Source organism: Bradyrhizobium sp. WBOS08, assembly GCF_024585125.1.
Lineage (GTDB): Bacteria > Pseudomonadota > Alphaproteobacteria > Rhizobiales > Xanthobacteraceae > Bradyrhizobium > Bradyrhizobium japonicum_B.
On record NZ_CP028988.1, the window covers coordinates 5,425,555 to 5,452,111 of the forward strand.

A 26,557-nucleotide genomic window follows, 5' to 3' on the forward strand; every position below is an offset into this window, starting at 1 on the left:
CCGCTGGAAAGCGCGCGCGACAGAGCCAGCACACAGATTTTTGTCGTGATTGCACGCCGTCTTGTGACAGGATTCTTACGACGACATGTCAGATCGATTATTTGCGGAGCGGCTCATGTTGCAGTGGCAGGCGCGATCAAATCCCCTCGCGTGGTGGTGGGGATCTCTCACGCTTGTGAGCGGCGCCAATATCCTGGTCTGGTTCATGCTGTACCGCGAGTTCTACCCGACGTCGTCGGGCAATCTCAGCGGCGGCTCGGACATCGGGCTGATGTTCCTGCTCTGCGCCGGCTATGTGTTCGGCTGCGCCTTCCGCTCGTTCCTGCCGCGCGCCGACGTGCAGCGCATCTGCCTGTTCGACACCTGGCTGTCGAGCGTCGTGGTCGGCCGGACGGTCGCGACCGTGGCCGAGCTCTGCTTCGTGGCGCAATGGGCCATCATCCTGCATCAGCTCGGCAAGATGACTGGTGCTGAGACCGCGGTGAACATCGCGCTCGTGATCGTGCCGATCATCATCATCGCGGAGTGCTTCTCCTGGTACGCGGTGGTGACGACCAACTTCCTCTACAACGCGATCGAGAACTCGCTGTGGGCGGTGACCTTCTTCCTCGCCGGCATCGCGTTGTGCCGCCTGATGCCGGAATTCCAGGGCTTGGTGCGCTGGGCGCTGATGTCGGGCATCGTCGGCATCGCCTGCTTCCTCGCCTTCCTCGTCACCGTCGACGTTCCCATGTATCTCAGCCGCTGGCGGGCAGGGCATGAAGAGGGCAACACATTCCTCGGCTTCCTCGAAGGGCTGCATGACGTCTCGACGCGCTGGGTGGTGACCCACGACATCGCGCATTGGAAGGGCGAGCTGACCTGGATGTTCCTGTATTTCAGCGCCGCGGTGTGGTCGAGCCTCGCGCTCTGCGCGCTCTATGCGATGCAGGGCTATCTGGCGCTCTACCTGGCGTGAACGATTGCCGAGCCCTGGTCAGGCCGGCTCGGCGATGACCGTGTTGCGCAAGATTCCGATGCCGGAAATCTCGACCTCGACAATGTCGCCCGGGCGCATCCACAAGGGCGGCGTGCGCCTGGCACCGACGCCGCCGGGCGTGCCCGTCACGATGACGTCGCCGGGGTCGAGCGGGCAGATGGTGGAGATGTAGGCGATCAACTCGGGGATGGCGGTGATCAGGAGATCGGTGGTGGTGTCCTGCACCACGGTGCCGTTCAGGCGCGTCTGCAAGCTGAGCTTTGACGGATCGGGAATCTCGTCCGCCGTCACCAGCCAGGGACCGAAGCTGCCGCTCTCGGCAAAGGTCTTGCCGGACAGGAACTGGCTGGTGTGGCGCTGCCAGTCGCGGACGCTGCCTTCATTGTAGCAGGAATAGCCGGCGACGTGGCCGAGCGCGCGGTCAGCAGGGATGTGGCGGCCCTGCTTGCCGATGACCAGCGCGAGCTCGCCTTCATAGTCGAAATCGTCGCTCACCTTCGGCTTCACGATCGGCCGGAGATGGCCGACCTGGCTGCAGGCAAAGCGCGCGAACAGCGCCGGCTTCTCGGTGACGGTACGGCCCGTCTCCACGACGTGGTCCCGATAGTTGAGGCCGACGCAGATGATCTTGCCGGGATCGGGGATGAGGGGAAGGAAGGTGATGCGGTCGAGCGGATGATCGGGCGCCGTGGACGCGACCAGCTTTGCCGCCGCGGCCACGCCGCCGGTTTCGAGCAATTGCCGCAGCGTCGTGCAGCCCGTCATCCGGGTGCCGAGATCGACGACGCCATTGTCCTCGGCGGCGCCGAACGAGGTGCGGCCGTCGGCGATGAAAGAAAGCAGCTTCATGAGATCATCCCTGGGAAAATGTTGCGTCAGGCCGCGGACGGCACGCAGGTTAAAGGCTGGACGGCGGCGATCAACTGGTCAAGCTCGGCGTCGTTACGGGCGGTGCCGCGCACATAGCGGTCGGGGCGTACGAGCGCGGCGATGATGTCGTGCTTGCGCAGCCAGTCGCCGATGGCCGGTGCGTCATCGCCGCTCAGGATCTTGAGTCCTGTCTGGGCAAGCGCCGGGCGTGCGGAGAGGGCGGGCGCGTTTGCGACCAACAGCACGTGGCTGTAGCCGACCTGGTCGTCGCTGCGGCTGCCGTCCCGCAGCTCGAACTGCGGCGCCAGGTCTCCGGCGAGAGGCACCTCGCGCGATGCCAGCCCGGGGCCGAGCTTGGGCTTCTTCACCTCGAGCTTCACCGGCGCGTTCTCGCGGGGCTCGCCCGCAGCCAGGCCCTCTTCGATCGCCTTGGTGTTGATCAATCCGCCGAGGCGAATGGCGAGCTCGATGAATTCGCGCACATGCGGCAGGCGCTCGCTTTGATAGGTGTCGAGCAGCTCGGACCCGGCGCCGCCCCGGATGACGGCGTCGAGCTTCCAGGCGAGGTTCGCGGCATCGCGGATGCCCGCGCACATCCCCTGGCCGAGGAATGGCGGGGTCTGGTGTGCGGAATCGCCCGCGAGCAGCAAGCGTCCATTCCGCCATTGCTGGGCGATCGCGGAATGAAAGGTGTAGACCGCAGCGCGCTCGATCTCGGCATCGTCCGGCGTGATCCAGCGCGACAGCAGGTTCCAGACCTTTGCAGTCTGCACGACCTCCTGGGAATCCTCGTCCGGCAGGATCGTGATCTCCCAGCGCCGCCGCGTGCCGGTGCCGCGCACATAGGTCGCGGGGCGCGCGGGATCGCAATGCTGCAGGCTGTAGTCGCCGAGATCGTCGCGCGCGCGCTTGAGCAGCACGTCGATGACCAGCCAACGCTCGTGGAAACCGAGATCGTGCATGCCGGAGCCGATGAAGCGGCGGACCAGCGAGCGGGCGCCGTCGCAGCCGATCACATAGGCTGCGTGGACTTCCTTGAGTTCTCCGGTCGAGAGGTCTTCATAGCGGACGCGCACGCCACGTTCGTCCTGATCGAGCGCGAAGACGTCGCAGCGATTGCGCAAGGCAACGTGCGGCCAGCGACAGAGGCCGCCGATCAGGACATCCTCCAGATCGGGCTGGTGGAAGCGGTAGCTGAGATGCCAGCCCATTGGGGTCAGCGTCTGCGGACGCGACCAGTCCAGCAGCATGCGGCCCTCGGCGTCGAGAAACAGCATCCCCGGGCTCAGGATCACGTGCGGCAGGATGGCGTCGGCCAGGCCGATGGTCTGGAACACGCGCATGCACTCGTCGTCGAAATGCACCGCGCGCGGCAAATGATAGGTCCGCGCCTCGCGCTCCAGCACCAGCGTGCGCACGCCGCACAGGCCAAGCAGGTTGACGAGCGTGGCGCCGACCGGGCCGCGGCCGACGATCACGACGTCGAAGTCTTCGGGGGTGGAGCTATCTTGCATGGGTTATCTCTTTCCCGAGCTGCGCCGCAGCATCAACGCCGCCGGCCAAAGTGTCCGCCCAGCGGACGCCGGTCCCACCTTCTCCCACTGTCCACCAGCCGGACAATTCGACGATGGCGCTAAGCACTTGGGGCTCCCTGTGGCTAAGGAGGGTCAGTGCAACAGCAATAAAGTGCAGGCTGCCCGCGAGGCGGCCGCCGGGAGGAGATGGCGATGCTGCGATCGATGCTGGGCGTGTGCCTTGCGGTGCAACTCTGGGCCGCGCCGGGTTTCGCTGCCGATATCAACGTCGGGATCATCCTCTCGGCAACCGGACCGGCCGCGGCGATCGGCAATGCCGAGCGCAACGGCACGGCTTTCGGCCCGACCGAGATCGCCGGCAGGAAGGTCAACTATCTCTTCCTTGACGAAGCCTCGGACAGCACCGCTGCGGTCAGCGCGCTGCGCAAGCTCTACCAGGAGAGCAAGATCGACATCCTGGTCGGGCCGACCTCGACGCCCGGCTCGTTTGCCGTGATCGACCCGGCGGTCGAATACAAGCTTCCGGTGATCACGCTTGCGCCCGTCAATGCCTTGGTGGCCCCGGTCGATGCAAGGCGGCGCTGGATCTTCAAGACCACGACCAACGACGATCACGAGGCCGCGCCGCTGTTTGCGAACATGAAGAAGACCGGCGTCAAAAGGCTCGCGCTGATCGGCTTTGCCGATTCCTATGGCGATGCCTGGAGCAAGGTGAGTGCCGACATGTGCGCGGCCGCCGGGATCGAGCTCGCCGCCAACGAGAAATACGCCCGAACGGATACCACGGTCGTCGGGCAGATCCTCAAGATCATCGCAGCCCGGCCGGATGCGGTTCTGATTGCGGCCTCGGGCGCACCGGCAGCCCTTCCGCTGCTGCAATTGCGGGAAAAGGGATATGAGGGGCAGATCTACGGCACGCTCGGCGCCACATTCGGCGATTTCCGCAAGCTGACCGGCACGCAGGGCGACGGCATTTTCGTGCCGCTGAGCCCGGCCGTGGGCGCTGCGTCTTTCCCGGACGATTATCCCGCCAAGAAGGCGGCGCTCGAATTCATCCAGCGCTACGAGGCCAAGTTTGGGCCCGGCAGCCGCAACATCTTTGCCGGTTCGGCCTACGACGCGTTGATCCTGATCGAGCAGGCGGTGCCCGCGGCATTGAAGACGGGAGAGCCCGGAACCGCGGAATTTCGGGAAGGTCTGCGTAGCGCCATCGAGGGGCTAAAGGGCGTCGCGGGATCACGCGGCGTCTACAATTACGGGCCGAACGACCACACCGGACTGGACCCGAGCGCGCTCAGGCTGGGCAAGCTCGACAAGCGAATGGATTGCAGTGCGCTGAGCGGCAGAACGGAGCGGGGTCATGGCTGTCGCGGAATGTCCGGTCTATGACGTCGATCTCTACGCCGACGACGTGCTGCGCCAACCCTATCGGCACTATCGCGCGTTGCGCGATCTGGGGACAGCGGTCTGGCTCCCGCGCAACGGGCTCTATGCGGTCGGCCGTTTCGAGGACGTCCGCGCAGCCTTGCGCAACTCCGGCCTGTTCTCCTCGGCCGAGGGCGTTGCCGCCAACGATCACGTCAACGAGATGTCGCGGGGCACGACGCTCGCGAGCGACGCGCCGTTGCACGATCGCTTGCGGGCGATCATCGCCGCTCCCTTGCTGCCGAGAGCGCTGGAGCAGATCGGACCCGAGATCAGGAGGGAGGCGCGGCGGCTCGTCGAGGATCTCGTGAGCCGGGGGCGGTTCGACGCCGTGACGGATCTGGCGCAGCATCTGCCGCTGACCATCGTATCCAAGCTCGTGGGCCTGGAGGACTATGGGCGCGGCAGCATGCTGCGATGGGCGTCGGCGACGTTCAACGTGCTCGGCGCGATGAACGATCGCGCCTGCGCGGCCATGGCCGATGTGCAGGAGATGCGTCACTATCTCGGCGGTTCCGCTGTCCGCGAGCGCCTGCGGCCGGGCAGCTGGGGCGACAGGATTTTCGCGGCCGCGGACCGCGGCGAGGTCGAGCCCGAGCGTTGCCCGGTCCTGATGCGTGATTATCTGGGACCGAGCCTCGACACCACGATCTTTGCGACGGCAAACCTGATCCTGTTGTTCGGCAAATATCCCGATCAATGGGATATTGTGCGGCAGGACCCAGGCTTGATCCCGGGCGCGATCAACGAAGCATTGCGCCTGGAATCTCCGATACGGGGATTCACCCGCCATCTGACCGATGACGCAACGATCGGGGACGTTACCCTCCCGAAGGCAAGTCGCGTGCTGCTACTCTATGCATCGGCCAATCGCGACGAGCGGAAGTGGCAGGATCCTGAGCGCTTCGATGTGCGTCGTCGCGCCAGCGATCATCTCGGGTTCGGCAATGGCACCCACATGTGCGCGGGCCTGCATCTGGCCCGGTTGGAGATGACCGCGCTGCTCGAAGTGTTGGTCGAGAAGGTCCGGCACTTCGACATCGGCGAGCCCGTGCTGGCGCTCAACAACGTGTTGCGGGGCCTGGCATCCCTGCCGGTGCGGGTGAGCTAGGAGGTCACAGGGATCGCCTCGGCGGTATCGCGCATCGGGCCGACGAACTGCGCAATCGCGTCCTCGATCGCCAATGCCGAGCGGATCCAGATGATCGAGATACAGCCGAACACCGCGCCGCCCCGCACGATCGGCACCGCAATTGACGCGGTCTTCGCATTGTACTCTCCTTCGCTGCGGATGGCGTAGCCGCGCGATTGCGTCTCGGCGATCATGCGGTCGAGCCGACCGGTCTCGAGGAAGGGACGGTCGTCCGCCTCGTCGATGCGGCGCAGGTGATTGAGGATCAGCTCGCGCTCGTGGTCGGGGCAGGCGGCGAGATAGGCGCGGCCGGCCGAGGTGCGCAGCATCGGCAGGCGCTTGCCGATCATGCCGCGGTCGATCGAGAGCGGGCTGCGTGCGTGAGTGGTCTCCTGCACCACCATCGCGGCGTTCTCGTAAGTCGAGAGATCGACCGGCCAGACCAGGGTCTTGCTGAGCTCGGCGAGATAGGGGGCCGCCACCTGGCAGATCACTACGCCGGGATCGTAGCCGTCGCCGAGGCTCAACGCCCGCCGGGTCACGCGAAACCGGTCGTCGCTGGCGCTGCGGGCGATGTAGCCCAGTTCCTCCAGAGTTTCGAGCAGGCGATAGACGGTGGGGCGGGGCAGGTCGAGCGCGCGGGCGACGTCGCCGGCCCGGATGCCGCCGGAGCGGTTGACCTCCCGCAGCACGTCGAGCCCGCGCTTGAAGGCGCGGACGCCTTCCGACTGCCGCGGCACTCTTGGGCCCGTCCGCTCCTTGGACACTTCGCATTTCCTCCCTTGTGGTGCACGGTCCCGCGATTATCGTTGCGAGCGCGAAGCGATTGCGGAACGCCACGTTAAGATCGTGCGCGGCCGGTATCAAGTTCGCCGCATGGCGGCACACGCGATGCCTTCGGGAGGACTTTCGATGGAAATTACCGCGCTCGGCTATATCGGAATCAAGTCGTCGCAGCTCGACCAATGGGGCCGGATGGCGACGGAGCTGCTCGGCATGCAGCAGGTCGACCGCGGCGGCAAGATGCGCGCCTTCCGGATGGACGACCGCAAGCAGCGGCTGATCGTGGACGGCAGCAGCGATGCCGGGCTCGCCGTGATGGGGTGGGAAGTTCCGTCAAGCGCAGAGCTCGACCGTCTCGCCGGCCGGCTGGAAAGCCACGGCGTCAAGGTGACGCCCGGATCGCGCGCGCTTGCCGATGAGCGGCATGTCGCCGAGCTGATCTCGTTCGCCGATCCGGCGGGCAATCGGCTCGAGGCCTTCTGCAAGCCCGAGCTTGCGAGCGAGCCCTTCAGGCCGGGCCGGCCGATCTCGGGCTTTCGCACCGGCGCGCTGGGCATGGGGCACGTCGTGCTCAATGTGGAGGATGTCGAGCTGCTGTTGCCGTTCTACCGCGACGTGCTCGGCTTTCACGTCTCCGATTACGGCTTGAAGCCTTACGGGCTGTACTTCTTCCACGTCAACGGCCGCCACCACAGCTTTGCGATGGTCGGCTCCGGGCGCAAGGCGATGCATCATTTCATGGTCGAACTCGGCAGCCTCGACGACGTCGGCCAGGGCTACGATCTGGCGCAGCTGGACGAGGGGCGTGTGGCCTACACGCTGGGCCGCCATACCAACGATCACATGACGTCGTTCTACGTAAACACGCCCTCCGGCTTCTTCATCGAATATGGCTGGGGCGCACGCGTGATCGATCCCGAGACCTGGCAGCCGCACGAGACCTTCGACGGGCCGTCGCTGTGGGGCCATGAGCGGCTCCATATGCCGGAAGAACAGCGCAAGCGATTGCGCGACATGCGGCTGGATGCGGCCGCGCGCGGCGTGCGTGTCGCCGATCCGCGCGTGCCGCCGCTGAACTGCGCGTGGCTGGACCAGGTGGTCGCGCGCGAATGAGCGTGGCCACTTGCGACGCCTGAACGATCAGGCCTCGCCGAGATCGGGCTCGGTCAGCAGGCCCTGGCGCAAGGCGAGGCGGACCAGCTCGATGTCGGAGCCGACGCCGAGCTTGTCCTTGATCAGCGAATGCAGGTTCGCCACCGTCTTCGGGCTGACGTGCAGCGTCGCGGCGATCTCGTCCGTCGTCTTCTCGGCGAGCAGCAGTCGCAGCACCTCGAACTCGCGGGCAGTGAGGACGTCGGCGGCCGAGCTTTCGCCGCCGAGCCGGCTCAGCGCGAGCTCGTGGTCGATGTCGGGGCTGATGGCGATCTTGCCGGCGAGCACGTCCATCACGGCCTGCACCAGCGTTTCCGGCGGGCTGGTCTTGGTGACGTAGCCCCTGGCACCGGCGCGGATCGCCTGCACGGCGAAGCCCGCATTCTGGTGCATGGTGAAGATGAGGATCCTGGCGCCCTTGTCCCATTGCCTGATCCGCCTGACGGCCTCGATGCCGCCGATGCCGGGCATGCTGAGATCCATGATGACGAGATCGGGCGACTCGGATTTGTAAAGCCGGTAGGCTTCGGCGCCGTCGGCCGCTTCTGCGATGACGCGCAGGCCCGGCTGCTTCTGGAGCACGGAGCGATAACCCTCGCGGACGACGGAATGGTCGTCGACCAGCAGGATCGACGCATCGGCCGCGCTCATGCCGCGTGCTCCAGCACCTGCGGCCCGGTGGCGGCGAACGGAATGACGACGCGCAGCGCCGAGCCGCCGTTGGGGCCGACCTCGAAGCTCATCCGGCCGCGCAAGGCCGCTACGCGCTCGCGCATGCCGAGCAGGCCCATGCCTGACTTGCTCGAGGCATCGCCGGGCCGGCCGTCGTCGTCGATGGCCAGCGCGATCTCCTCTCCGGCCATCTTCAAATGGACGCCGACCCTGGTGGCGCCGGCATGCTTGGCGGCATTCGTGAGCGCCTCCTGTACGATGCGGTAGAGATTGGCGCTGATCGCAGCGGGCAGGGTCTCGAACGCGCCGTCGAACTGGATCGTGAAGCGCGTCTCGCCGCGGCTGCGGCCGTTCCAGCCGGCGACGAGGCCTTCCAGGCTCGCAACGAGGCCGAGCTCCTCGACGTCGGGCGGCCGCAGCCGGAACAGCGCGCCGCGCAACGTCTCCATCATGCCGGTCGCGGTGCGCGCGATGCCGTCGCATTCCGACAGTAAAGCCGGGCAGTCCTGCGCCGCGGTGTGGCGGGCAGAGGAGGCCAGCGCGCGGATGGCGGCCAGCGACTGACCGAACTCATCGTGCAGCTCGCGGGCGAGATGGCGGCGCTCATCGTCCTGCAGCGCGATCAGCTTGCGGGTCAGCTCGCTGCGTTCGGCCAGTGCGGTGTCGAGGCTTTCGGCGAGATGGTTGAAGCCGTCGCGGATCGCGGACAATTCGGCGAGATCGAACGGCGGCAGCCGCGCCGTGAGATCGTTGGCCGCGATCCGGTCGAGGCCGGTGCAGATCAGGCGAGTTGGGCGCAGCGCGCGCGCCAGCGCGGCGTAGACCAGGAGGCACAATAGCGGCAGCGCGATCGCAAGCGCGATCGTCAGACGGCCGGCGTCGTGCCAGGCCTCCGCCGTCCGCACCGCCGGATCCACCGACACCACGATCTCGCCGAGCCTGGCGCCGCGCACCACCACGGGCCGTGCCGCCTCGCGGCCCGGATCGAACAGGCTGCGATAGAAGGCCGCGAAGGCCTGCGGCGGCGGGTTCTCCGGGGCCGGCGCGCCGCTGCAGAACCGCTGGAGCATCTCGCCGCTCGCACCGCGGAATGCCAGGCACAAGCCGGGTGTCATCACATAGGCCGCGACAGGGTCAAGGTTGGGAAAGTCCGAGCGCGCACCGGCCACCCATTGGATCTTGCCTTGCTGCAGCTCCAGCGACTTCGCCACGATCGCGGCGACGCCGTCGATGCGGGCATGGGCGTCGCGGTCGGCGGCGATCAGGAAATAGGCGGAGATGACGGCGAAGCAGGCCGCGGTGATGGCGGCGACGCGCAACGTCAGACGGACCTTGAGATCGAATCTCGGGCGGTTCCACATCGGGGCACCTTGCGCGAACGGTTTGTCGCCTCGGCATTAAACGGCAGAACGCCGCCCGCGGAAAGCGCCGGGCGCTACCGCAGTGCAACGTCGTGAAATTTTCCCGGGCCTCGCCGGGACGATCCCCGTTGCAAGGGCTCGGGCGGGCCGCCGAGATGTCCCGATCGCGCCAACTGCGAGGCCCGCTCATGCACGTCTCCCGCTCGATCCTTGCTGCCGTTCTCCTCTTCGTCCTGCCCTGTGCTCCTGCTGCCGCCGAGGCCGCCATTGGCGTTGCCATGGAGGATTTCAGCTATACCGACACGTCGGGCGAGCCGACCAACCAGATTGCGGCCCACGAACGGCGCCTTCAGGCGTTCATGGCCGCGCTCAGGCGGGATATCGGCGAGGGTGGGCGCTATCGGCTGGTGCCGTCCGCCCAGGACGGCGCTGCGTTCAAGGTCATCGGCGGCATCCAGAAGACGAGCACGCTGGTGCAATGGGCCAAGGTCGCGGTGATCGACGTCGGCGCCAAGAGGCTGGTGATGGACAAGCTCTACAGCTTCCGCGGCGACAATGATGAAGCCTGGGAGCGCGCCGAGATCTTCGTCTCGCGCGAGGTCATGGCTGCGCTGGCAAGCCCTGCGCCGGTCGCGCTGGCGGTGTTCGAGTTCGAGCTCGAGGATACGACCGCAGCCTCGGTGGGCGCGTCGGCTGCCTCGGACGCATCGCACCTCGCGGAGGTCACCGGCGCCGTGCGCGAGGCGCTCGGCCAATCCGGCCGTTACCGCATCGTCGATGTCGGCCGCGAGGCGGCGACGGCGGGCGGCTTGCGCGATTGCGGCGGCTGCGAGGCGGCAATGGCGAAGAAGCTCGGCGCGGATCAATCGCTGATCGGCGTGGTGCGGCGGGTCAGCCGCACCGAATACACGCTCGGCTTCCAGCTGCGCGACGCCGGCACCGGCGCGGTGCTGGCGCGCGGCGACAGCGGCCTGCGCCTCGGCGCGGATTATTCCTGGAAACGCGGCGCGGTTCGGCTGGTCAGCGACCGGCTGATCGACAGCCAGCAGGCTGCCGAAGGGATCAGAAAGTAAGCTGCACCTTCATCGAGCGCGCGCGGTCGCTGGCGAGCTCGAAAGCGGCGATCGCGTTCTCGAACGGCATGGTGGCCGTGATCAGCGGCTTGACGTCGATCAGGCCTTCGCCCATCAGGCGCACCGCCAGCTCGAACTCGGGGTCGAAGCGGAAGGTGCCGCGCAGCTGCAATTCCTTGGCGACGATGGAATTGATCGGCAGCGTCATCTCGCCGCCGAGGCCGAGCTGCACCAGCGTGGCGCCGGGCCTGAGCATGTCGAGCGCGGTCCGCAGCGCGGCCTGGTTGCCGGAGGCTTCGAACAGCGTGTCGAACACGCCCTTGCCGGCGCGCCAGGGATCGAGCGCGGTGGCATCGGCCGCGACGTTGATCGCGTGACTGGCGCCGAGCTTTCGCGCAACCGCAAGCGGCGCCTCGGCGACATCGGTCACGACGATCTCGGCGGCGCCGCCGAAGCGCGACACCAGGATCATCAGTGCGCCGATCGGGCCGCAGCCGGTGATCAGCACGCGCTTGCCGAGCAGGGGGCCGGCCTGCTTGCCGGCATGAAGGCACACTGCCAGCGGCTCGGCGACCGCAGCCTCCGCGAGCGAGAGCTTGTCCGCGATCGGTACGGCTTGCGCGGCGTCGACCGTGATGAACTCGCGGAAACCGCCTTGCACGTGGGGAAAACGCATCGCGCTGCCGAGGAAGCGCATGTCGAGGCATTGGTTGCGCATACCCTCCTGGCAATGCAGGCACTGCCCGCACGGTCTGCTCGGATTGACCGCAACGCGCGTGCCAGGCTTCACGCCGGTGACGCCGTCACCGACGGCGGCGACGACGCCCGCGATCTCATGCCCCAGCGCCATCGGCTGTTGGATGCGGACGACGCCGAAGCCGCCGTGATGGTAGTAATGCAAATCGGAGCCGCAGATGCCGCCATGGGCGATCTTGACGCGGACCTCGCCGGGGCCGGGCGCCGGATCGGGATAATTGTCGATCCGCAGGTCTTTCGGGGCGTGGATGACGACGGCGCGCATGGTTGCTTCCTTGTTCGCGGTTACATCGCGGCGATCATGCCGCCATCGACATAGATGATCTGGCCGTTGACGTAGGTGGAGGCGTCCGACGCCAGGAAGATCGCGGCGCCCACCAGCTCGTCCGGCCTGCCCCAGCGCTTCGAGGGAATGCGGCCCATCAGCCAGTTGTTGAAATCGGTGTTGTTGACCAGCGCCTCGTTCATGTCGGTCAGCATGTAGCCGGGGCCGATGGCGTTGGCCTGGATGCCGTGCTGGGCCCATTCCACCGCCATCGAGCGGGTCAGGTTCCTGATGCCGCCCTTGGCCGCGGTGTAGGGCGCGATGGTCGGGCGGGCGAGCTCGCTGCCGAGCGAGCCGATATTGATGATCTTGCCGTGCTTGCGCGGGATCATGCGCTTGGCCGCCTCGCGGCCGATCACGAAGGCGCTGGTGAGATTGGTCTCGATCACCTTGCGCCATTCGTCGGTGGTGAACTCGACCAGCGGTTTGCGATGCTGGATGCCGGCATTGTTGACGAGGATGTCGACCGCGATGCCTTGCCTGTCGAAGTCGTTGAACGCGGCGAGGATGGCGGGCTCGTCGGTGACGTTGAACGCGGCGCCTTCGGCCTGATGGCCGGCGGCACGGAATTCGGCCACGGCCTGCTCGACTCGCTTGGGGTCGACGCCGTTGATGATGATCCTGGCGCCGGCCTTGGCCATGCCCTCGGCGATGGCGCGGCCGAGACCGCGGGATGAGCCGGTCACGAGCGCGGTGCGGCCGGAGAGATCGAACAGGGAAGTGCTCATGTCGAGAGGTCCTTAGACGTTGGAGCGGCGCACGGTGAGATCGGAGCGGTCGAATACGGCGGCAGAAGGTCGACACCGAGGCCGGAACCTTCCATCGGATAGACGAAACCGTCCCTGATGTCGGGCATCGTGGTGACGAGCTCATTGTACCAGCCCTTGTAGAAGGCGCGCACCGATTCCTGGATCAGCGTGTTGGGCTGGCTGAACGACATGTGGATAGCGGCGATGAAGCCGATCGGGCCGATGCAATCGTGCGGCGCGAAGGGCCGGTGATAGGTCTCGGCCATGGCGACGATCTTGCGGCCCTCGGTGAGGCCGCCGGTCCAGCACAAATCGGCCATCACCACGTGCATGGCGTCGCGGTCGAGCATGTCCTTGTAGGGGAAGCGCGAGCCCAGCGTCTCGCTGGCGCAGACCCAGACCGGCGACTACGGACCCAGGAAGACCGGATCGATTCCGCTGCCATGGCCGAGCAGGCCGATCGCCTGAAGCTGGGCGGAGTGGAGGTCGATCTGCACGATGGCGAACAGGGTGAACAACACCAATGCGGAGATGACCAGCAGGGGGTGGGCGGTCTCGGCGCCGCTCTCGCTCGGTGCGGTGAGGCTCCGGATCGCGCGGCGCAGATAGGAGCTCAGCGGCAACGCCTTCGATTGGATCGGCATGATGAACCTTCCTTGCCGCGCGATATCCATCTGATTTGCGCGACAATGAATTCTTAGCCACGGTGTCGCCACCGGCATTGACGCACCGCAAATAGCTGCACTTCTTTTCGAGAGCTGCGTAGAGCCTGCCTTACCTGATGGCCGCCGCCAAGGCCGCAATCAACGCGGGCGGCGTCACCAGGAGGCCGAGCTTGAGGAACGGCCAGGCGCCGACCTCGATCTTTTCCCGGCGGAGCGCGACCAGCCAGAGGATGGTGGCGAGCGATCCCGTCACCGACAGGTTGGGGCCGAGGTCGACGCCGATCAGGATGGCGCTGACGACCGGCGCGGGCAAATGGTCGCTGGCGGCGACCGAGCCGGCGACGAGGCCGACTGGCAGGTTGTTGGCGATGTTGTCGGCGAGCGCGGTGGCGATGCCGACACTCCAGGCCGCCTGCGGGACCGATTGCGCCACCGCCTGGTGCAGCAATGCGCTGAGCTGCGCGATCACACCGGTCCTGATCAGCGCCTCCACCATGACGAAGAGCCCGCCGACCAGCGGCAGCACGCTCCAGGACACGCCCCGCAGCACCGGCAAGGGCGACTGCCGGCTGAGCAGCAGCACGATCGCGGCCGTCACGCCGCCGCAGATGAAGGTCGGCAGGCCCAGTTGCCTGTCCAGCGCCGACGCCGTGACCAGCACGACGCCGATCGCGATGATGCCGACGGCCGTCAGCTTGCCGCCGCGGCCGAGCTTGGGATGCGGCACGCTGCGGGCGATCGTCTCCTCCTTCAGCGCGCGGTGCTGGGTCAGGCGCAGGACCACGTAAGTGAGCAGGATCGAGGCCGCCGAGGGCAGGGCGAACAGGCGCAGCCATTCGGTCAGCGGAGGCATGCGCGCGCCAAACACGACGAGATTGGCCGGGTTGGAGATCGGCAGCACGAAGCTCGCGGCATTGGCGATGAAGGCGCAGACGAACAGATAGGGCAGCGGCTTTGCGCCGGCCGCGCGCGTCGCGGCATAGACGGCGGGCGTCAGCACGATCGCGGTGGCGTCGTTCGAGAGCAGCACCGTCACCAGCGTGCCGACGAGATAGATCAGCAGGAACAAGCGCTGCGGCGAGCCGGCCGCATATTCCACCGCGAGCGCGGCGAGATAGTCGAACAGGCCCTCGAGCCGCGCCAGCTCGGCGATCAACATCATGCCGATCAGGAAGAGGTAGACGTCGAGGCCTTTCTCGATGCCGGTGAGCGCGTCGTGCCATGGCAGCAGGCCTGATAGCACCAGCGCGCTCGCGCCGATCACGGCCCAGACCGCCTCGGGCAGGCGAAACGGGCGGATGATGACGCAAGCGGTCGCGACGACGATGATGCTCCAGGCCCAGATGGCGTCAGACGGCACGGTTCAGTTCTCGAATGAGGATGGATTCATTCGGCAGCGATAACCGATGCCGGCGCCACTGTCTTCCCCCGTGGGCGCGGATCGCCGCCGCCGCTTTGCCGCGTCTCGGGCAAGGCGAGGAGGCAGATCACGGCGCCGAGCGCTGCCACGGCGCCGAGCGTGATGAATGCTGCGCTGTAACCGGCGCCGACCACGACGAGGCCCGCCAGCGTCGTCGACAGCGCTGCGCCAACGCTCTGGGCCGTGATGACGGCGCCCTGTGCGACGTTGAAGCGGCCGGTGTTTCGCATGAGGTCGGCGACGATGACGGGAAATATTGCGCCGAAAATACCGGCGCCGACGCCATCCAGCAGCTGCACGCCGACCAGCCAGAACGGATTGTCGGACAGCGTATAGAGCGCACCGCGGATCGGCAGGATCAACAATGCGGCAAGAAAGAACCGCTTGTGCCCCCAGCGGTCGGCCCGTGCGCCGACCAGCATCGCGAACGGCACCATCACCACTTGTGCCGCAACGATGCACGCCGACATCAGGCTGGTGCCGAGGTTCTTGTCCTGGAGCGCGAGCTTTTGCCCGACCAGCGGCAGCATCGCCGCGTTGGAGAGGTGAAACAGGACGACGCAGACCGCGAAGATGAGCAGCGGGCGGCAGGTCAGGAGCACGCCAAGGCCCGAGGGTTGCTCGGGTGCGCTGTTGATAGGAGAGTGGTGCAGTCCGCGCGCCAGGTCGTGGTCGATGGCCCGTTCGGGGATCGCCAGGATGCTGACGAGGCTCGCGATCGTCATGGCGCCGAGAAGGTAGAACACGACGGTCGGTCCGAACCAGTAGGCGGAGAGGCCGGCGATGCCGGCCGCGACCGCGTTGCCGGCATGGTTGAAAGTCTCGTTGCGGCCGATGCGCCGGGTAAACGCGGCATGCCCGAAGATGCCGAGCGAGACGGCGGCGATCGCCGGCGGGAAGACCACGGCGGCGGCTTGCGCGATGCCTTGCGAGATCATCACCGGCAGGAGGCTCGGGAACAACGGCAGCGAGAGCGAGGCGAGCGTCACCAGTATAGCAGCGGCCGCCATCACCAGCCGCTTCGCCCGCGTGGCGTCGACCAGTGCGCCGGCCGGCGTCTGCGCGACGATGCCGGCCAGCGTTGCGATCGACATCACGAGGCCGATGCGAGCCTCGTTCCAATGCTGCTCGGTGAGAAGATAGACCGCGAGATAGGGGCCGAGCCCGTCGCGGACGTCGGCGAGGAAGAAATTGGCCGCGTCCAGCGCGCGGCCGGCGCGCCTCGCCTCGTCGGGATTTTCGCTGGACATCGGTTTCTCGATCGTCGTTGTGTGGATCGCGACCCGCCAAACACTCAGCTGTCGTCCCGGACAAGCGCGAGCGCAGATCCGGGATCCATAGCCACAGGATGAAGTTGGGCGAAGATTGTCGGCTACCAGCTCACGCTACAACGTCCGTCCGGGAGTATGGGTCCCGGATCGGCGCGCGCATTTTGCGCGCTTGTCCGGGACGACGGTGCGTTCTTGGTTCACATTCACCGCGCAACGGATAGCTTCTCCGTGATCGCCTTGCGCAGGATGCGCGACAGCGATTCGACCGAATACGGCTTCTGGATCAGTTCGAAACCGCGATGGGCGTTTTCGGCGAGCACGTTGCTGTAGCCGGAGGTGAGCACCACGGGCAGGCCGGGATAGCGCTCGCGGATGATGCCGGCGAGCTCGACGCCGTTCATGCCGGGCATGATGACGTCGGAGAAGACGAGGTCGACGGCGAATTCGTTCTCGCCGAGGATGGCGAGGGCCGCGTTGGCGTTGGCGACGCGGCGGACGACATAGCCGAGATCTTCCAGCAGCTCGGTCGAGAACTGGCCGACATCGTCATTGTCCTCGACCACGAGCACGCGGTAGCCGCGCCCGGTGGTGGCGGCCTCATGGGTCAGCGCCGCGGCTTCCTTCTCGGCGACGGGGCGGTGGGCCTGCGGCAGGTAGATGGTGAAGGTCGCGCCCTTGCCTTGCGTGCTCGTGACCGCGATGTCGCCCTCGGACTGCTTCGCGAAGCCGAAGGCCTGGCTGAGACCGAGGCCGGTGCCCTTGCCGACCTCCTTGGTGGTGAAGAACGGCTCGAAGATCGATTCGAGATGCTCCGGCGCGATGCCGCTGCCGGTGTCGGCGACGGAGATGGCGACGTAGTCGCCGCTGCGCGCAGACTGCGCGCGCAAGCCGGGGATGCCAGCGACCTTGCGCACGGCGATGGTGAGGCGGCCTTCGCCGTCCATGGCGTCGCGGGCGTTGATGGCGAGGTTGATCAGCGCGGTCTCGAACTGGGCGATGTCGGCGACAGTGAAGCAGTCGGCGTCGTCGATCTCCACCACGATGTCGATCCGGCCGCCGACCAGCGGCCGGACCAGTTGCGCGACGGCCTCGACCTGGGTGCCGACGTTGAAGATCTGGGGTTTCAGCGGCTGCCGGCGCGCGAATGCCAAGAGCTGCGCGGTCAGCTTGGAGGCGCGTTCCACCGTCTCGGAGATGGCATCGACATAGCGGCGGCGGCGCTCTTCCGGCAGCTCGCGGCGGCGCAGGAAATCGGTGGCCGAGCGGATGATGGTGAGGAGGTTGTTGAAGTCGTGCGCGACGCCGCCGGTGAGCTGGCCGATCGCCTCCATCTTCTGGGACTGCCGCAAGGCTTCCTCGCCGCGGCGGCGCTCGGTGATGTCGACGGCCTCGGGCACCGCGCCGGTGATCTTGCCGTGACGGTCGAGCACTGGGCGCATGCCGAAGTCGAAATCGCGCTCGCCGATGGGAAGGCGCAGGCGCATCTCGAGCCGCACCGCTTCGCCCTTGAGCACGGCGTGGAAAGCCTCGCGCACGGCGGCGCTCATGCCGTCGGTGCCGGTGAACCACGGCGTGTCCCAGAACGGCTTTCCGATCACGTCCGCAGCGCTCGCCCTGATGCCGTCGAGCGCGGTGCGGTTGGCATAGAGCAATTCGCCCTCGAGGTTGACCAGGCCCTGATATTGGTTGCTGGTGGCGAGGATGGCGCGGAGCCGGGACTCGTTGGACTCGAGCTCGGCAGTGCGCTCGGCGATGCGCTGTTCCAGCGTCTCGTTGAGTTGTCGCAGCTCGATCTCGGCCTGCTTGGCGACGGTGATGTCGTGGGCCACGCCGATGAAGCCGATATGCTTGCCGGTGGGGTCCCAGCGCGGTTGCGATTCCGAGCGCAGCCAGCGCCATTCGCCGCTGGCGTTCCTGTAACGCGCCTCCAGCACGAAGGGCTTGAGCGAGGCTTCGCCCTGGACGGATTGCTGCAGCACGTGCGGCAGGTCGTCGGGATGCAGCACCTTGCGCCAGTCGAAGTCGATGGCCTGGTCGTAGGGCAGGCCGACGAAGTCGACATAGGCCTGGTTGGCGAAGGAGCGCTTGCGGTCGAGCTTGGTCACCCAGATCGGCACCGGCGCGCTGTCGGCGATCAGGCGGAAGCGCTCCTCGCTCTCGCGCAGGGTCTCGCGGGCGAGCATCTGGTCGGTGATGTCGATATGGGCACCGACGAGGCGGAGGGCGCGGCCATCCTTGTCGCGTTCGATCTTGGCGACGACCCGGATCCAGCGGGTCTCGCCGTCATTGGGGCGGATGATGCGGTATTCCGCGGTATAATCTTCGCTGGTGCCGGCGAGTGAATCGATGAAGTGCTTGACGGCGGCGTCGCGGTCGTCGGGATGGAGACGATTGACCCAATCCTCATGCGATTCCTCGGCCGCTTCCGGCGGCAGGCCGTGGATGATCAGATACTCGGGCGATCGGCGATTCTTGAAACCCTCGCGGAAGTCGACCTCGACGCCCCCGACCTTGCCGATGCGCTGGATGCGCGCCAGCTCGGCCTCGCGCTCCTGGAGCGCGCGATAGGCGTTGTCGCGCTCGCGCGCGACGTCTTCGAGGTGTTGTCGCAGCCTTTCGGCGGCGGTGGTCTCGGGCAAGGGATCGTTCAAGGCATCGGCCGTTGTCATGCGGGAGCGCACGTGCCGGACCGATCTTCACACAGACGGCGCGAGATGGCCATTGCCGAGGGAGCGCGTCGCGGGAAAATGTGACTTGTGCGGAACGGAAAGACTACGTCATGCCAATGCCCGGTCTGGTATTTTGTTCCAGAGACTGGAACGATCAGCCGGCGGATGCGTCGTCGCGAGGCGCAACGAGCAGCTTCCATGAAGCTCTCCTTTCCAAAGAGGCTAAATCTTGAAGCTCTTTCTCTGCCAGGCCTGCGGCAATGTGCTGTATTTCGAGAATCGCGCCTGCGAACGCTGCGGCCATCGGGTCGCGTTCCTGCCGGAGCAGGAGACGATGTCGGCGATCGAGCCGGACGGCGAGGCCTGGAGGATGCTGGCCAGCAAGGGCGAGAGCCGGATGTTGTGCAGGAACGCCGAGTACGACGCCTGCAACTGGCTCACGGACGCGGGCGATACCACCGGCTATTGCCGCGCCTGCCGCCACAACGGGACGGTGCCGAACCTCTCTGATCCCGCCCAGCTCGCCGGCTGGCGCGAGCTGGAGGTGGCGAAACACCGTCTGCTCTATTCCCTGATCCGCTGGAAGCTGCCGCTCCGGACCCGGCAGGAGGACCCCGAGCATGGCCTGATCTTCAATTTCCTCGCCGACGATCCAAACAGCGGCGAGAGGATCCTGACCGGTCACGACAACGGTCTGATCACGATCGCGCTCACCGAAGCCGACACCATCGAGCGCGAGCGGCGCAGGCTCGAGATGGGCGAGCCGTACCGCACGCTGCTCGGGCATTTCCGCCATGAGGTCGGTCATTATTTCTGGGACGTGCTTGTGCAGGGCGGCGGCAAGCTCGAGGAATGTCGCGCGGTGTTCGGTGACGATTCCATCGATTACGGTCAGGCCCTGCAGCGCCATTATGCCGAAGGCCCGCCGCCGGACTGGCAGCAGACCTACGTCTCGGCCTATGCCACGATGCATCCCTGGGAAGATTTCGCCGAAACCTGGGCGCACTATGTCCACATCGTGGATGCGCTGGAGATGGCCGGCGAGTTCGGCATGGAGGTGCGCCCCAAGGTCGACCGCGACGGGGAGTTGACGGCGCGCATCCGCTTCAACCCCTACGAGGCCAGGGATGTCGAGGCGCTGGTTGGTGCGTGGCTGCCCTTCACCTTCGCCATGAACAGCGTCAACCGCGCCATGGGCCTGCGCGACCTCTATCCCTTCATCCTGTCGCCTGCGGTGGTCGGCAAGCTCGGCTTCATCCACGGCCTGGTCCGGGACGTGGCCAAGTCCGTGACCAAGTCTGTGGCCAAGTCAGCGTCCAACTCCGCGTCCAAGTCGTCCAACTCCGCGTCCGGGTCCGGGAAGGCGTAGGGTATCTGGGGGGCTCGCCAGCCCCGTTCCCAGCCGGCATCGGTCTTGCGCTGGTACGCCAGGGGGCCGGATTTTGACCGTTGCCTCCGGCCGATTTTGATGTACCACGGAAGCCACACGCCCCATCCCCCATAGGCCCCAACGGCCAGGGAAGGGTCCCGCCCAAGGTCGAGACTCAAGAAAAAGCATGTTCAAACGCATCCTGATCGCCAATCGCGGCGAAATCGCCTGCCGGGTCATCAAGACCGCTCGCCGCATGGGAATTGAGACGGTTGCGGTCTATTCCGAGGCCGACCGCGACGCCCTCCATGTCGAGATGGCGGACGAGGCCGTGCTGATCGGCCCGCCGGCGGCTGCCGAGAGCTATCTGGTGATCGAGAAGATCGTCGAGGCCTGCCGCAAGACCGGCGCGCAAGCCGTGCATCCCGGCTACGGCTTCCTGTCCGAGCGCGAGGCGTTTCCGCGCGCGCTGGAGGCGGCCGGGATCGTCTTCATCGGTCCCAACCCAGGCGCGATCGCGGCGATGGGCGACAAGATCGAATCGAAGAAGGCGGCCGCCAAGGCCAAGGTCTCGACCGTGCCGGGCTATCTCGGCGTCATCGAGGACGGCAACCATGCGGTCAAGATCGCCGACGAGATCGGCTATCCCGTGATGATCAAGGCCTCGGCCGGCGGCGGCGGTAAGGGCATGCGCATCGCGCATTCGAAGGCCGAGGTCGCCGAAGGCTTCAATCTCGCCAAGGCCGAGGCGAAGGCCTCGTTCGGCGACGACCGCGTCTTCGTTGAAAAGTTCATCGTCGATCCCCGTCACATCGAGATCCAGGTGCTGGGCGACAAGCACGGCAACGTGATCTATCTCGGCGAGCGCGAGTGCTCGATCCAGCGCCGCAACCAGAAGGTCATCGAGGAGGCGCCGTCGCCGCTGCTCGATGAGGCCACGCGCCGCAAGATGGGCGAGCAGGCCGTCGCGCTGGCCAAGGCCGTGAACTATGATTCCGCCGGCACCGTCGAGTTCGTCGCCGGGCAGGACAAGAGCTTCTATTTCCTGGAGATGAACACGCGCCTCCAGGTCGAGCATCCGGTCACCGAGCTCGTGACCGGCATCGATCTCGTCGAGCAGATGATCCGGGTTGCGAGCGGCGAGAAGCTCGCCATCGCGCAGAAGGACGTCACGCTGACGGGCTGGGCGGTGGAATCCCGCCTCTACGCCGAAGATCCGTTCCGCAACTTCCTGCCCTCGATCGGGCGGCTCGTGAAGTATCGTCCACCGGCGGAAGCAAGCCAGGACGGCATCACCATCCGCAACGACACCGGCGTGCAGGAGGGCGGCGAGATCTCGATCCACTACGATCCGATGATAGCCAAGCTCGTCACCCATGCGCCGTCGCGCGCGGCCGCGATCGAGGCGCAGTCGACCGCGCTGGATTCGTTCTATGTCGACGGCATCAGGCATAACATCCCGTTCCTGTCGGCCTTGATGCATCATCCGCGCTGGCGCGAGGGGCGGTTGTCGACCGGCTTCATCGCCGAGGAATTCCCCAAGGGGTTTGCGGTGCGCGTGCCCGAAGGCGAGGTCGCACGGCGCATCGCCGCGGTCGGCGCCGCCATCGATCACGTGCTGGGGGAGCGCAAGCGGCAGATCTCGGGCCAGATGGGCGGCCGCGTCGTGCAGCGCGAGCGGCGCCGCGCGGTCTGGCTCGACCGCCAGGAGATTCAGCTCGAGATCGCACGCGAGGGCGAGGCCATCGCGATCCGCTTCATCGATGCCAACGGCAAGGCCGGCAACGCGCATCTGCTGGCCTCGCCATGGAAGCCGGGCGATCCGGTCTGGCAGGGTACCATCGACGGCCACCTCGTCGCGGTGCAGGCGCGCCCGATTCCGAACGGTATCCGCCTCGCGCATCAGGGTGTCGAGGTGCCGGTCTATGTCTGGACCGAAGCGGAGGCGACCTCTGCGCGGCTGATGCCGGTGACGACGGCCTCCGACACCGGCAAGAAGCTGCTCTGTCCGATGCCCGGCCTCGTCGTCTCGATCGCGGTGAGCGAGGGGCAGGAGGTCAAGGCCGGCGAGACGCTGGCGGTGGTCGAAGCCATGAAGATGCAGAACGTGCTGCGCGCCGAGCAGGACGGCACGGTGAAGAAGATCCACGCCAGTGCCGGCGCGACGCTGGCGGTGGACGCGCTGATCCTGGAGTTTGCGTAAGTAAGCCCATCTCCTGTCCCGGACGCGATGCAACGCTTTAGCGTTGCTTCGCAGAGCCGGGACCCGGAACCTCGGTGTATCACGCAGCAGCATGGGCACCGGCTTTGCAGCGCATTGCTGAGGAGCGCTGCGCTGCGTCTGGGGCACGAGAGTGCCATATTTCCTTCGCTCGCAATGACGGAGTATGTTGCGGCTGTGTCGCAACAGTTGAGAGGGCACCCATGGCCTTTCGTTCCCGCCGCGAGAAACTTCGCGCCATTCTGTCGGGTGCAACTTGCGTCCATCCCGGCTCGGTCTACGACGCCATCTCGATCCGCATCGCCGAGGACCTCGGCTTTCCGCTCGGCATGTTCGGCGGTTCGGTCGCCTCGCTCGCCGTGCTCGGCGATCCCGACATCACGCTAATCACGCTCACCGAGCTTACCGAGCAGATGCGGCGGATGTCGCGCGCCGCCGTGCTGCCCGTGCTGGTCGATGCCGATCATGGCTACGGCAATGCGCTCAACGTGCGCCGTACCGTGCAGGAGCTGGAGGCGGCGGGCGCCGCTGGCCTCACCATCGAGGACACGCTGCTGCCGGCTGCCTTTGGCGAGGCGAAGACGCAGCTGATCTCGCTCGAGGAGGGCGTCGGCAAGATGAAAGCGGCGCTCGTTGGCCGCGGCGATGCCTCGCTGGTGATCATGGGCCGCACGGGAGCGGCTTCGATCACCTCGCTCGAAGACGCGATCCGACGCGCCAAGGCCTATGAAGATGCCGGCGTCGATGCGCTGTTCTTCACCGGCATCAAGTCGCGCGCCGAGCTCGAGGCGGTGAGCGCTGCGACGCGCCTGCCAATCGTGCTCGGCGGGGCGCCCGAGGACCTGAACGCGCGCGACTACCTCGCGGGTCAGCGCGTCCGCATCGCGCTCCAAGGCCATGCACCGATCGCGGCCGCGACGCAGGCCGTGTACGAGACCTTGAAGGCGCTCCGTGAAGGCGTGTCGCCGAAAAACCTCAAAGGACTCGCATCGTCGGAGCTGACGGCCCGTGTCATGCGCGAGGCCGATGTCAAGGCGCGCAGCACCGAGGTCCTCGGATTGAAGACATGAGCCGGGCGATTCTCCAGGTGATGATCCGCGGGCGCGTGCAGGGCGTCGGCTATCGGGCCTGGGTCGAGTATCAGGCGACGGCGAGCGGCCTCGAAGGCTGGGTTCGCAATCGCCGCGACGGCAGCGTGGAAGCGCTGTTCGCCGGCGCGCCCCACCACGTTGCCGACATGGTCGCACTGTGCCGCCACGGCCCGCCATCCGCGCGCGTCGACAGCGTGACGAGCGAGACGGCCGGTGCGGATGAGCTGAACCTGCGCCGGGCAGGGGAAGCGTTTTCGGTGTTGCCGACGGTGTAGGTGCTGTCTGTGCGCCGGCCGCGGAAAAGGCAAATGTCGCGCAACCAAGTTGGTCTCGTAGGGTGGGCAAAGGCGCACTTGCGCCATGCCCACCATCACTGTCGATTGCGAAAGATGCGTGGGCACGCTTCCGCCTTCGCTCTTCGAGCTACGGCGGACAAGTCGCTTTGCCCACCCTACAAGGTGTTCACCTATCGAAGGCCTCACCTCGGCAGCTTGGCGATGGCCTCGCTGAGCTCGTGGATCTCATACGGCTTGCGCAGGATCGGGAAGTCGCCACGCACGCCGGCGGCGACCTCGCTGTAGCCGGTGGCGAGCAGGATCGGCAGGCCGGGGCGAATCTGGCGGAGATGATAGGCGAGGGTGAGGCCGTCCATCTTGCCGGGCATGACGATGTCCGAGAACACGAAGTCGACGCCGTTGGTCTCGATCTCGCGCAAGGCCGCTTCGGCGTCGGCGACCCGGCGGACCTGGTAGCCGAGCTGCTCCAGCAGGCCAATGCTGACGAGGGCGACGTCTGGATTGTCCTCCACCAGCAACACCGTGCCGCTGCCCCGGAACGCCGGCTCCCCCTGCTTGTCCTGCGATGGCGCGTCTTCTCCGCGCGGCAACAGCACGGTGAAGGTGGTGCCCTTGCCGAGTTCGCTTGCGACCTTCACGGTGCCGCCGGCCTGATGCGCGAAGCCGTGCACCTGGGATAGGCCGAGGCCCGTGCCCTTTCCGATCGGCTTGGTCGTGAAGAACGGCTCGAAGATCTTGTCGAGCACGTCGGAAGGGATGCCGAGCCCGGTATCGGTGACGTCGATCGCGACGAAATCGCCGGCGAAGGACGTTTCGTCGAGCACGACATTGCGCGCGCCGATGGTCACCGTGCCGCCGTCGGGCATGGCGTCGCGGGCGTTGATGACGAGATTGAGCAGCGCGGTCTCGAGTTCGGAGGCGTCGGTCTTGATCGGCCAGACGTCGCGGTCGATGTCGAGTGCCAGCCGGACCGAGCTGCCGACGCCGGCATCGAGCACCTCGCGGATCGCGGCGATGCGTTCGGCGAAATCGATCGCCTGCGGGTTCACGCTCTGCCGCCGCGCGAAGGTGAGCAACTGGTTGGTCAGCGCCGCGCCGCGCCTGGTGGCGGTCTCGATCGCCGAGATCGCACGCTGGAGCTTGGCCGCGTCATCGGCGCCTCGCTTCAGCATGTGGAGGCTGCCGCTGATGATCATCAGGAGGTTGTTGAAGTCGTGGGCGACCCCGCCGGTGAGTTGGCCGAGCGCGTCGAACTTCTGGGACTCGGCGAGCTGCTTGTGCATCGTCTCGAGCTTGATCTGGGCATTGCGCCGTTCGGTGATGTCGCGCGTGATCTTGGCGAATCCGACCAGTTCGCCGTCCTCGTAGATCGGATCGATCACGACGCTGGCCCAGAAGAACGTGCCGTCCTTGCGGACGCGCCAGCCTTCCTCCTCGTAGCGGCCCTTTTCCCTGGCGATACCGAGCGCACGGGCCGGCTTGCCGTTGGCGCGGTCGGTCTCGGTGTAGAAGCGGGAGAAATGCTGGCCGAGGATCTCTTCGGGCGAATAGCCCTTGATGCGCTCGCCGCCGATGTTCCAGCTGGTGATGATCCCCTTGGGATCGAGCATATAGAGGGCGTAGTCCGCAACTCCCTCAACCAACAGCCGGAAACTGCGTTCGCTCTCGAACAAGTCTCTCTGTTGACTGAACTTTTCGACCATTCCCGGACCCCGCCTCGACGGGGGCAAACGCCGCAAGCGGCGAATGGTTCCCTCCAGATATGACATTTTTAGGCAGGTGTCCCGTAAAGGGTCGCCAGAGCGCCCCTATCGTCAGGCCGCCGCGCTCCGGAACGTCGCCGCGACCGTACGCAACGCAGCAAGCTTGGCGGGATCGCTGACCTTCGAATGCAGCATCACCTTCGAGCTGCCGAGCTTGGGCAGTCTGTGAGCAGAGCCGATGTCGACCAGGCCGGCAGGCGCGATCCGCCGCGCCAGCGGTGCGATGGCAAGGCCTGCGAGCGTGGCTGCGACCACCGCGGTGACACCGCCGCCGACAAAGCGCTCGCGCCAGGCGATGCCGGCCTTGTCGAGCGCGCGCACGGCGAGGGCGCGGACGCCGCAGGGCGGGGCGAGCGTTGCCAGCGGCAGCGGCTCGCCCTTCGGCACGGTGAAGCGTCGTGCGGCGAACCAGCCGAACTCGTCCTCGGTCAGCGTCTCGCCGCCGCGGCGGCTGCCTTCCTGGCGGACGATTACCGCATCGAGCTCGCCTGCATCGTAAGCATCCTGCATCTCGCGCGAGAAGCCGATGGTGACGGCGAGGGTGAGATTTGCTGACATTGCGTGCAGCCGTTCGAGCAGCGGCACTAGCTCCGGCCCCGCCGCATGATCGGAGATGCCGAGCGAGAGCGATTGCGCGGCCTGTGCCTGATCCGAGAGCGCGCGGTCATGTGCCGCGATCAGCACACGGGCACGTTCGAGGAAGCTGGCGCCGTCGGCGGTGAGCCGGACCGCGCGCGGCGAGCGCTCGACGAGTCGTCTTCCCAGCAGCGTCTCCAGCCGTTGCAGCTTCAGGCTGACCGCCGCTTGTGTCGTGCCGAGCGCTTCGGCGGTACGCGTGAAGCTCCGGAGGTCGGCGACCAGCAGGAAGGCCTGGACGGTGGCGATGTCGAGCGTCGGCGTCATTATGAAATCTTATCATTGATATCAACAGAGATAAGATACCAAAATGACGAGCGGGGGTCTAGCTTCTCGTCAACGCC

At 66.6% G+C, this 26,557-nt stretch carries 22 protein-coding genes and 1 pseudogene; 9 read left to right on the forward strand and 14 right to left on the reverse strand.

The annotated features are described in order from the left end of the window. Positions 1-115: 115 nt before the first annotated feature. Positions 116-958, forward strand: a complete 843-nt coding sequence (locus tag DCM80_RS25440) for a hypothetical protein (protein ID WP_257194239.1) — start codon at positions 116-118, stop codon at positions 956-958. Positions 959-976: 18 nt separating this feature from the next. On the opposite strand, the gene DCM80_RS25445 is transcribed toward DCM80_RS25440, so the two are convergent. Both DCM80_RS25445 and DCM80_RS25450 read right to left on the reverse strand, forming a co-directional pair. Then, complete coding sequence (locus DCM80_RS25445; protein ID WP_257194240.1) at positions 977-1,828, reverse strand: fumarylacetoacetate hydrolase family protein; 852 nt, start codon at positions 1,826-1,828, stop codon at positions 977-979. Positions 1,829-1,854: 26 nt separating this feature from the next. After that, positions 1,855-3,363 carry a bifunctional 3-(3-hydroxy-phenyl)propionate/3-hydroxycinnamic acid hydroxylase gene (locus tag DCM80_RS25450; protein WP_257194241.1) on the reverse strand — a complete coding sequence of 503 codons (1,509 nt, stop codon included), beginning with the start codon at positions 3,361-3,363 and terminating at the stop codon, positions 1,855-1,857. 213 nt (positions 3,364-3,576) lie between these two features. Here DCM80_RS25450 and DCM80_RS25455 point away from each other — a divergent pair, with 213 nt between their 5' ends. Beyond that, entirely contained in the window at positions 3,577-4,773 is a 1,197-nt protein-coding gene (locus tag DCM80_RS25455; RefSeq protein ID WP_257194242.1) for an ABC transporter substrate-binding protein, read from the forward strand. After that, on the forward strand, positions 4,745-5,920 hold the full coding sequence (locus DCM80_RS25460; protein ID WP_257194243.1) for a cytochrome P450: 1,176 nt from the start codon (positions 4,745-4,747) through the stop codon (positions 5,918-5,920). Before DCM80_RS25455 ends, DCM80_RS25460 begins: the two co-directional genes overlap by 29 nt. Here DCM80_RS25460 and DCM80_RS25465 read toward each other — a convergent pair. Then, entirely contained in the window at positions 5,917-6,708 is a 792-nt protein-coding gene (locus DCM80_RS25465) for a DNA-binding transcriptional regulator (RefSeq protein ID WP_257194244.1), read from the reverse strand. The genes DCM80_RS25460 and DCM80_RS25465 overlap by 4 nt on opposite strands. Before the next feature lie 145 nt (positions 6,709-6,853). On the opposite strand from DCM80_RS25465, the gene DCM80_RS25470 reads away from it, so the two are divergent. After that, a complete protein-coding gene (locus DCM80_RS25470; protein ID WP_257194245.1) occupies positions 6,854-7,837 on the forward strand; it encodes a VOC family protein in 984 nt (327 codons plus the stop codon). Positions 7,838-7,864: 27 nt separating this feature from the next. On the opposite strand, the gene DCM80_RS25475 is transcribed toward DCM80_RS25470, so the two are convergent. After that, positions 7,865-8,527, reverse strand: coding sequence for a response regulator transcription factor (locus DCM80_RS25475; RefSeq protein WP_257194246.1), 663 nt, complete (start codon positions 8,525-8,527; stop codon positions 7,865-7,867). Further along, the gene (locus DCM80_RS25480; protein WP_257194247.1) at positions 8,524-9,909 is read right to left on the reverse strand and encodes a sensor histidine kinase; all 1,386 of its coding nucleotides are present in this window, start codon (positions 9,907-9,909) and stop codon (positions 8,524-8,526) included. The genes DCM80_RS25475 and DCM80_RS25480 overlap by 4 nt, the downstream gene beginning before the upstream one ends. A gap of 188 nt (positions 9,910-10,097) precedes the next feature. Here DCM80_RS25480 and DCM80_RS25485 point away from each other — a divergent pair, with 188 nt between their 5' ends. Then, positions 10,098-10,982, forward strand: a complete 885-nt coding sequence (locus tag DCM80_RS25485; RefSeq protein ID WP_257194248.1) for a DUF3280 domain-containing protein — start codon at positions 10,098-10,100, stop codon at positions 10,980-10,982. On the opposite strand, the gene DCM80_RS25490 is transcribed toward DCM80_RS25485, so the two are convergent. The 7 genes and pseudogenes from DCM80_RS25490 to DCM80_RS25520 form a co-directional block, all read right to left on the reverse strand. Continuing rightward, positions 10,972-12,003, reverse strand: a complete 1,032-nt coding sequence (locus DCM80_RS25490) for an L-idonate 5-dehydrogenase (RefSeq protein ID WP_257194249.1) — start codon at positions 12,001-12,003, stop codon at positions 10,972-10,974. The two genes, DCM80_RS25485 and DCM80_RS25490, sit on opposite strands and share 11 nt — an antisense overlap. A 20-nt stretch (positions 12,004-12,023) precedes the next feature. Continuing rightward, positions 12,024-12,791: an SDR family oxidoreductase gene (locus DCM80_RS25495; protein WP_257180468.1), complete on the reverse strand. Its 768-nt coding sequence runs from the start codon at positions 12,789-12,791 to the stop codon at positions 12,024-12,026. A 12-nt stretch (positions 12,792-12,803) separates the two neighbouring features. Then, positions 12,804-13,213 (reverse strand): annotated as a pseudogene (locus DCM80_RS25500) (enolase C-terminal domain-like protein); the annotation flags it as partial. 6 nt (positions 13,214-13,219) lie between these two features. Beyond that, on the reverse strand, positions 13,220-13,456 hold the full coding sequence (locus DCM80_RS25505) for a hypothetical protein (protein ID WP_257194251.1): 237 nt from the start codon (positions 13,454-13,456) through the stop codon (positions 13,220-13,222). A 130-nt stretch (positions 13,457-13,586) separates the two neighbouring features. After that, complete coding sequence (locus DCM80_RS25510) at positions 13,587-14,837, reverse strand: arsenic transporter (protein WP_257194253.1); 1,251 nt, start codon at positions 14,835-14,837, stop codon at positions 13,587-13,589. Between the two features lie 26 nt (positions 14,838-14,863). After that, positions 14,864-16,147, reverse strand: a complete 1,284-nt coding sequence (locus DCM80_RS25515) for an MFS transporter (RefSeq protein WP_257194254.1) — start codon at positions 16,145-16,147, stop codon at positions 14,864-14,866. A gap of 224 nt (positions 16,148-16,371) precedes the next feature. Then, complete coding sequence (locus DCM80_RS25520) at positions 16,372-18,849, reverse strand: PAS domain-containing sensor histidine kinase (RefSeq protein ID WP_257194255.1); 2,478 nt, start codon at positions 18,847-18,849, stop codon at positions 16,372-16,374. 217 nt (positions 18,850-19,066) lie between these two features. Here DCM80_RS25520 and DCM80_RS25525 point away from each other — a divergent pair, with 217 nt between their 5' ends. From DCM80_RS25525 to DCM80_RS25540, 4 genes are all read left to right on the forward strand, one after another. Further along, entirely contained in the window at positions 19,067-20,206 is a 1,140-nt protein-coding gene (locus DCM80_RS25525; RefSeq protein WP_257194256.1) for a putative zinc-binding metallopeptidase, read from the forward strand. A 187-nt stretch (positions 20,207-20,393) separates the two neighbouring features. Next, positions 20,394-22,409 (forward strand): acetyl/propionyl/methylcrotonyl-CoA carboxylase subunit alpha, encoded by a 2,016-nt coding sequence (locus DCM80_RS25530; protein WP_257194257.1) that lies wholly within the window; start codon positions 20,394-20,396, stop codon positions 22,407-22,409. Between the two features lie 221 nt (positions 22,410-22,630). After that, entirely contained in the window at positions 22,631-23,497 is an 867-nt protein-coding gene (locus DCM80_RS25535; RefSeq protein WP_257194259.1) for an oxaloacetate decarboxylase, read from the forward strand. Further along, the gene (locus DCM80_RS25540) at positions 23,494-23,793 is read left to right on the forward strand and encodes an acylphosphatase (RefSeq protein ID WP_257194260.1); all 300 of its coding nucleotides are present in this window, start codon (positions 23,494-23,496) and stop codon (positions 23,791-23,793) included. The genes DCM80_RS25535 and DCM80_RS25540 overlap by 4 nt, the downstream gene beginning before the upstream one ends. 203 nt (positions 23,794-23,996) lie before the next feature. Here DCM80_RS25540 and DCM80_RS25545 read toward each other — a convergent pair whose 3' ends face one another. Continuing rightward, positions 23,997-25,517: a PAS domain-containing sensor histidine kinase gene (locus tag DCM80_RS25545; protein ID WP_257194262.1), complete on the reverse strand. Its 1,521-nt coding sequence runs from the start codon at positions 25,515-25,517 to the stop codon at positions 23,997-23,999. A gap of 111 nt (positions 25,518-25,628) precedes the next feature. Beyond that, positions 25,629-26,480 (reverse strand): LysR family transcriptional regulator, encoded by an 852-nt coding sequence (locus DCM80_RS25550; RefSeq protein WP_257194263.1) that lies wholly within the window; start codon positions 26,478-26,480, stop codon positions 25,629-25,631. Between the last annotated feature and the right edge of the window lie 77 nt (positions 26,481-26,557).

Bases quoted from the DNA above. Each gene is read 5' to 3' on its own strand.
- DCM80_RS25505 (WP_257194251.1), bottom strand. From the start codon at position 13,456: ATGCCGATCCAATCGAAGGCGTTGCCGCTGAGCTCCTATCTGCGCCGC.
- DCM80_RS25540 (WP_257194260.1), top strand. From the start codon at position 23,494: ATGAGCCGGGCGATTCTCCAGGTGATGATCCGCGGGCGCGTGCAGGGC.
- DCM80_RS25495 (WP_257180468.1), bottom strand. From the start codon at position 12,791: ATGAGCACTTCCCTGTTCGATCTCTCCGGCCGCACCGCGCTCGTGACC.
- DCM80_RS25545 (WP_257194262.1), bottom strand. From the start codon at position 25,517: ATGGTCGAAAAGTTCAGTCAACAGAGAGACTTGTTCGAGAGCGAACGC.
- DCM80_RS25455 (WP_257194242.1), top strand. From the start codon at position 3,577: ATGCTGCGATCGATGCTGGGCGTGTGCCTTGCGGTGCAACTCTGGGCC.
- DCM80_RS25470 (WP_257194245.1), top strand. From the start codon at position 6,854: ATGGAAATTACCGCGCTCGGCTATATCGGAATCAAGTCGTCGCAGCTC.
- DCM80_RS25460 (WP_257194243.1), top strand. From the start codon at position 4,745: ATGGCTGTCGCGGAATGTCCGGTCTATGACGTCGATCTCTACGCCGAC.
- DCM80_RS25485 (WP_257194248.1), top strand. From the start codon at position 10,098: ATGCACGTCTCCCGCTCGATCCTTGCTGCCGTTCTCCTCTTCGTCCTG.
- DCM80_RS25515 (WP_257194254.1), bottom strand. From the start codon at position 16,147: ATGTCCAGCGAAAATCCCGACGAGGCGAGGCGCGCCGGCCGCGCGCTG.
- DCM80_RS25550 (WP_257194263.1), bottom strand. From the start codon at position 26,480: ATGACGCCGACGCTCGACATCGCCACCGTCCAGGCCTTCCTGCTGGTC.
- DCM80_RS25530 (WP_257194257.1), top strand. From the start codon at position 20,394: ATGTTCAAACGCATCCTGATCGCCAATCGCGGCGAAATCGCCTGCCGG.
- DCM80_RS25445 (WP_257194240.1), bottom strand. From the start codon at position 1,828: ATGAAGCTGCTTTCTTTCATCGCCGACGGCCGCACCTCGTTCGGCGCC.
- DCM80_RS25490 (WP_257194249.1), bottom strand. From the start codon at position 12,003: ATGCGCGCCGTCGTCATCCACGCCCCGAAAGACCTGCGGATCGACAAT.
- DCM80_RS25475 (WP_257194246.1), bottom strand. From the start codon at position 8,527: ATGAGCGCGGCCGATGCGTCGATCCTGCTGGTCGACGACCATTCCGTC.
- DCM80_RS25440 (WP_257194239.1), top strand. From the start codon at position 116: ATGTTGCAGTGGCAGGCGCGATCAAATCCCCTCGCGTGGTGGTGGGGA.
- DCM80_RS25450 (WP_257194241.1), bottom strand. From the start codon at position 3,363: ATGCAAGATAGCTCCACCCCCGAAGACTTCGACGTCGTGATCGTCGGC.
- DCM80_RS25480 (WP_257194247.1), bottom strand. From the start codon at position 9,909: ATGTGGAACCGCCCGAGATTCGATCTCAAGGTCCGTCTGACGTTGCGC.
- DCM80_RS25535 (WP_257194259.1), top strand. From the start codon at position 22,631: ATGGCCTTTCGTTCCCGCCGCGAGAAACTTCGCGCCATTCTGTCGGGT.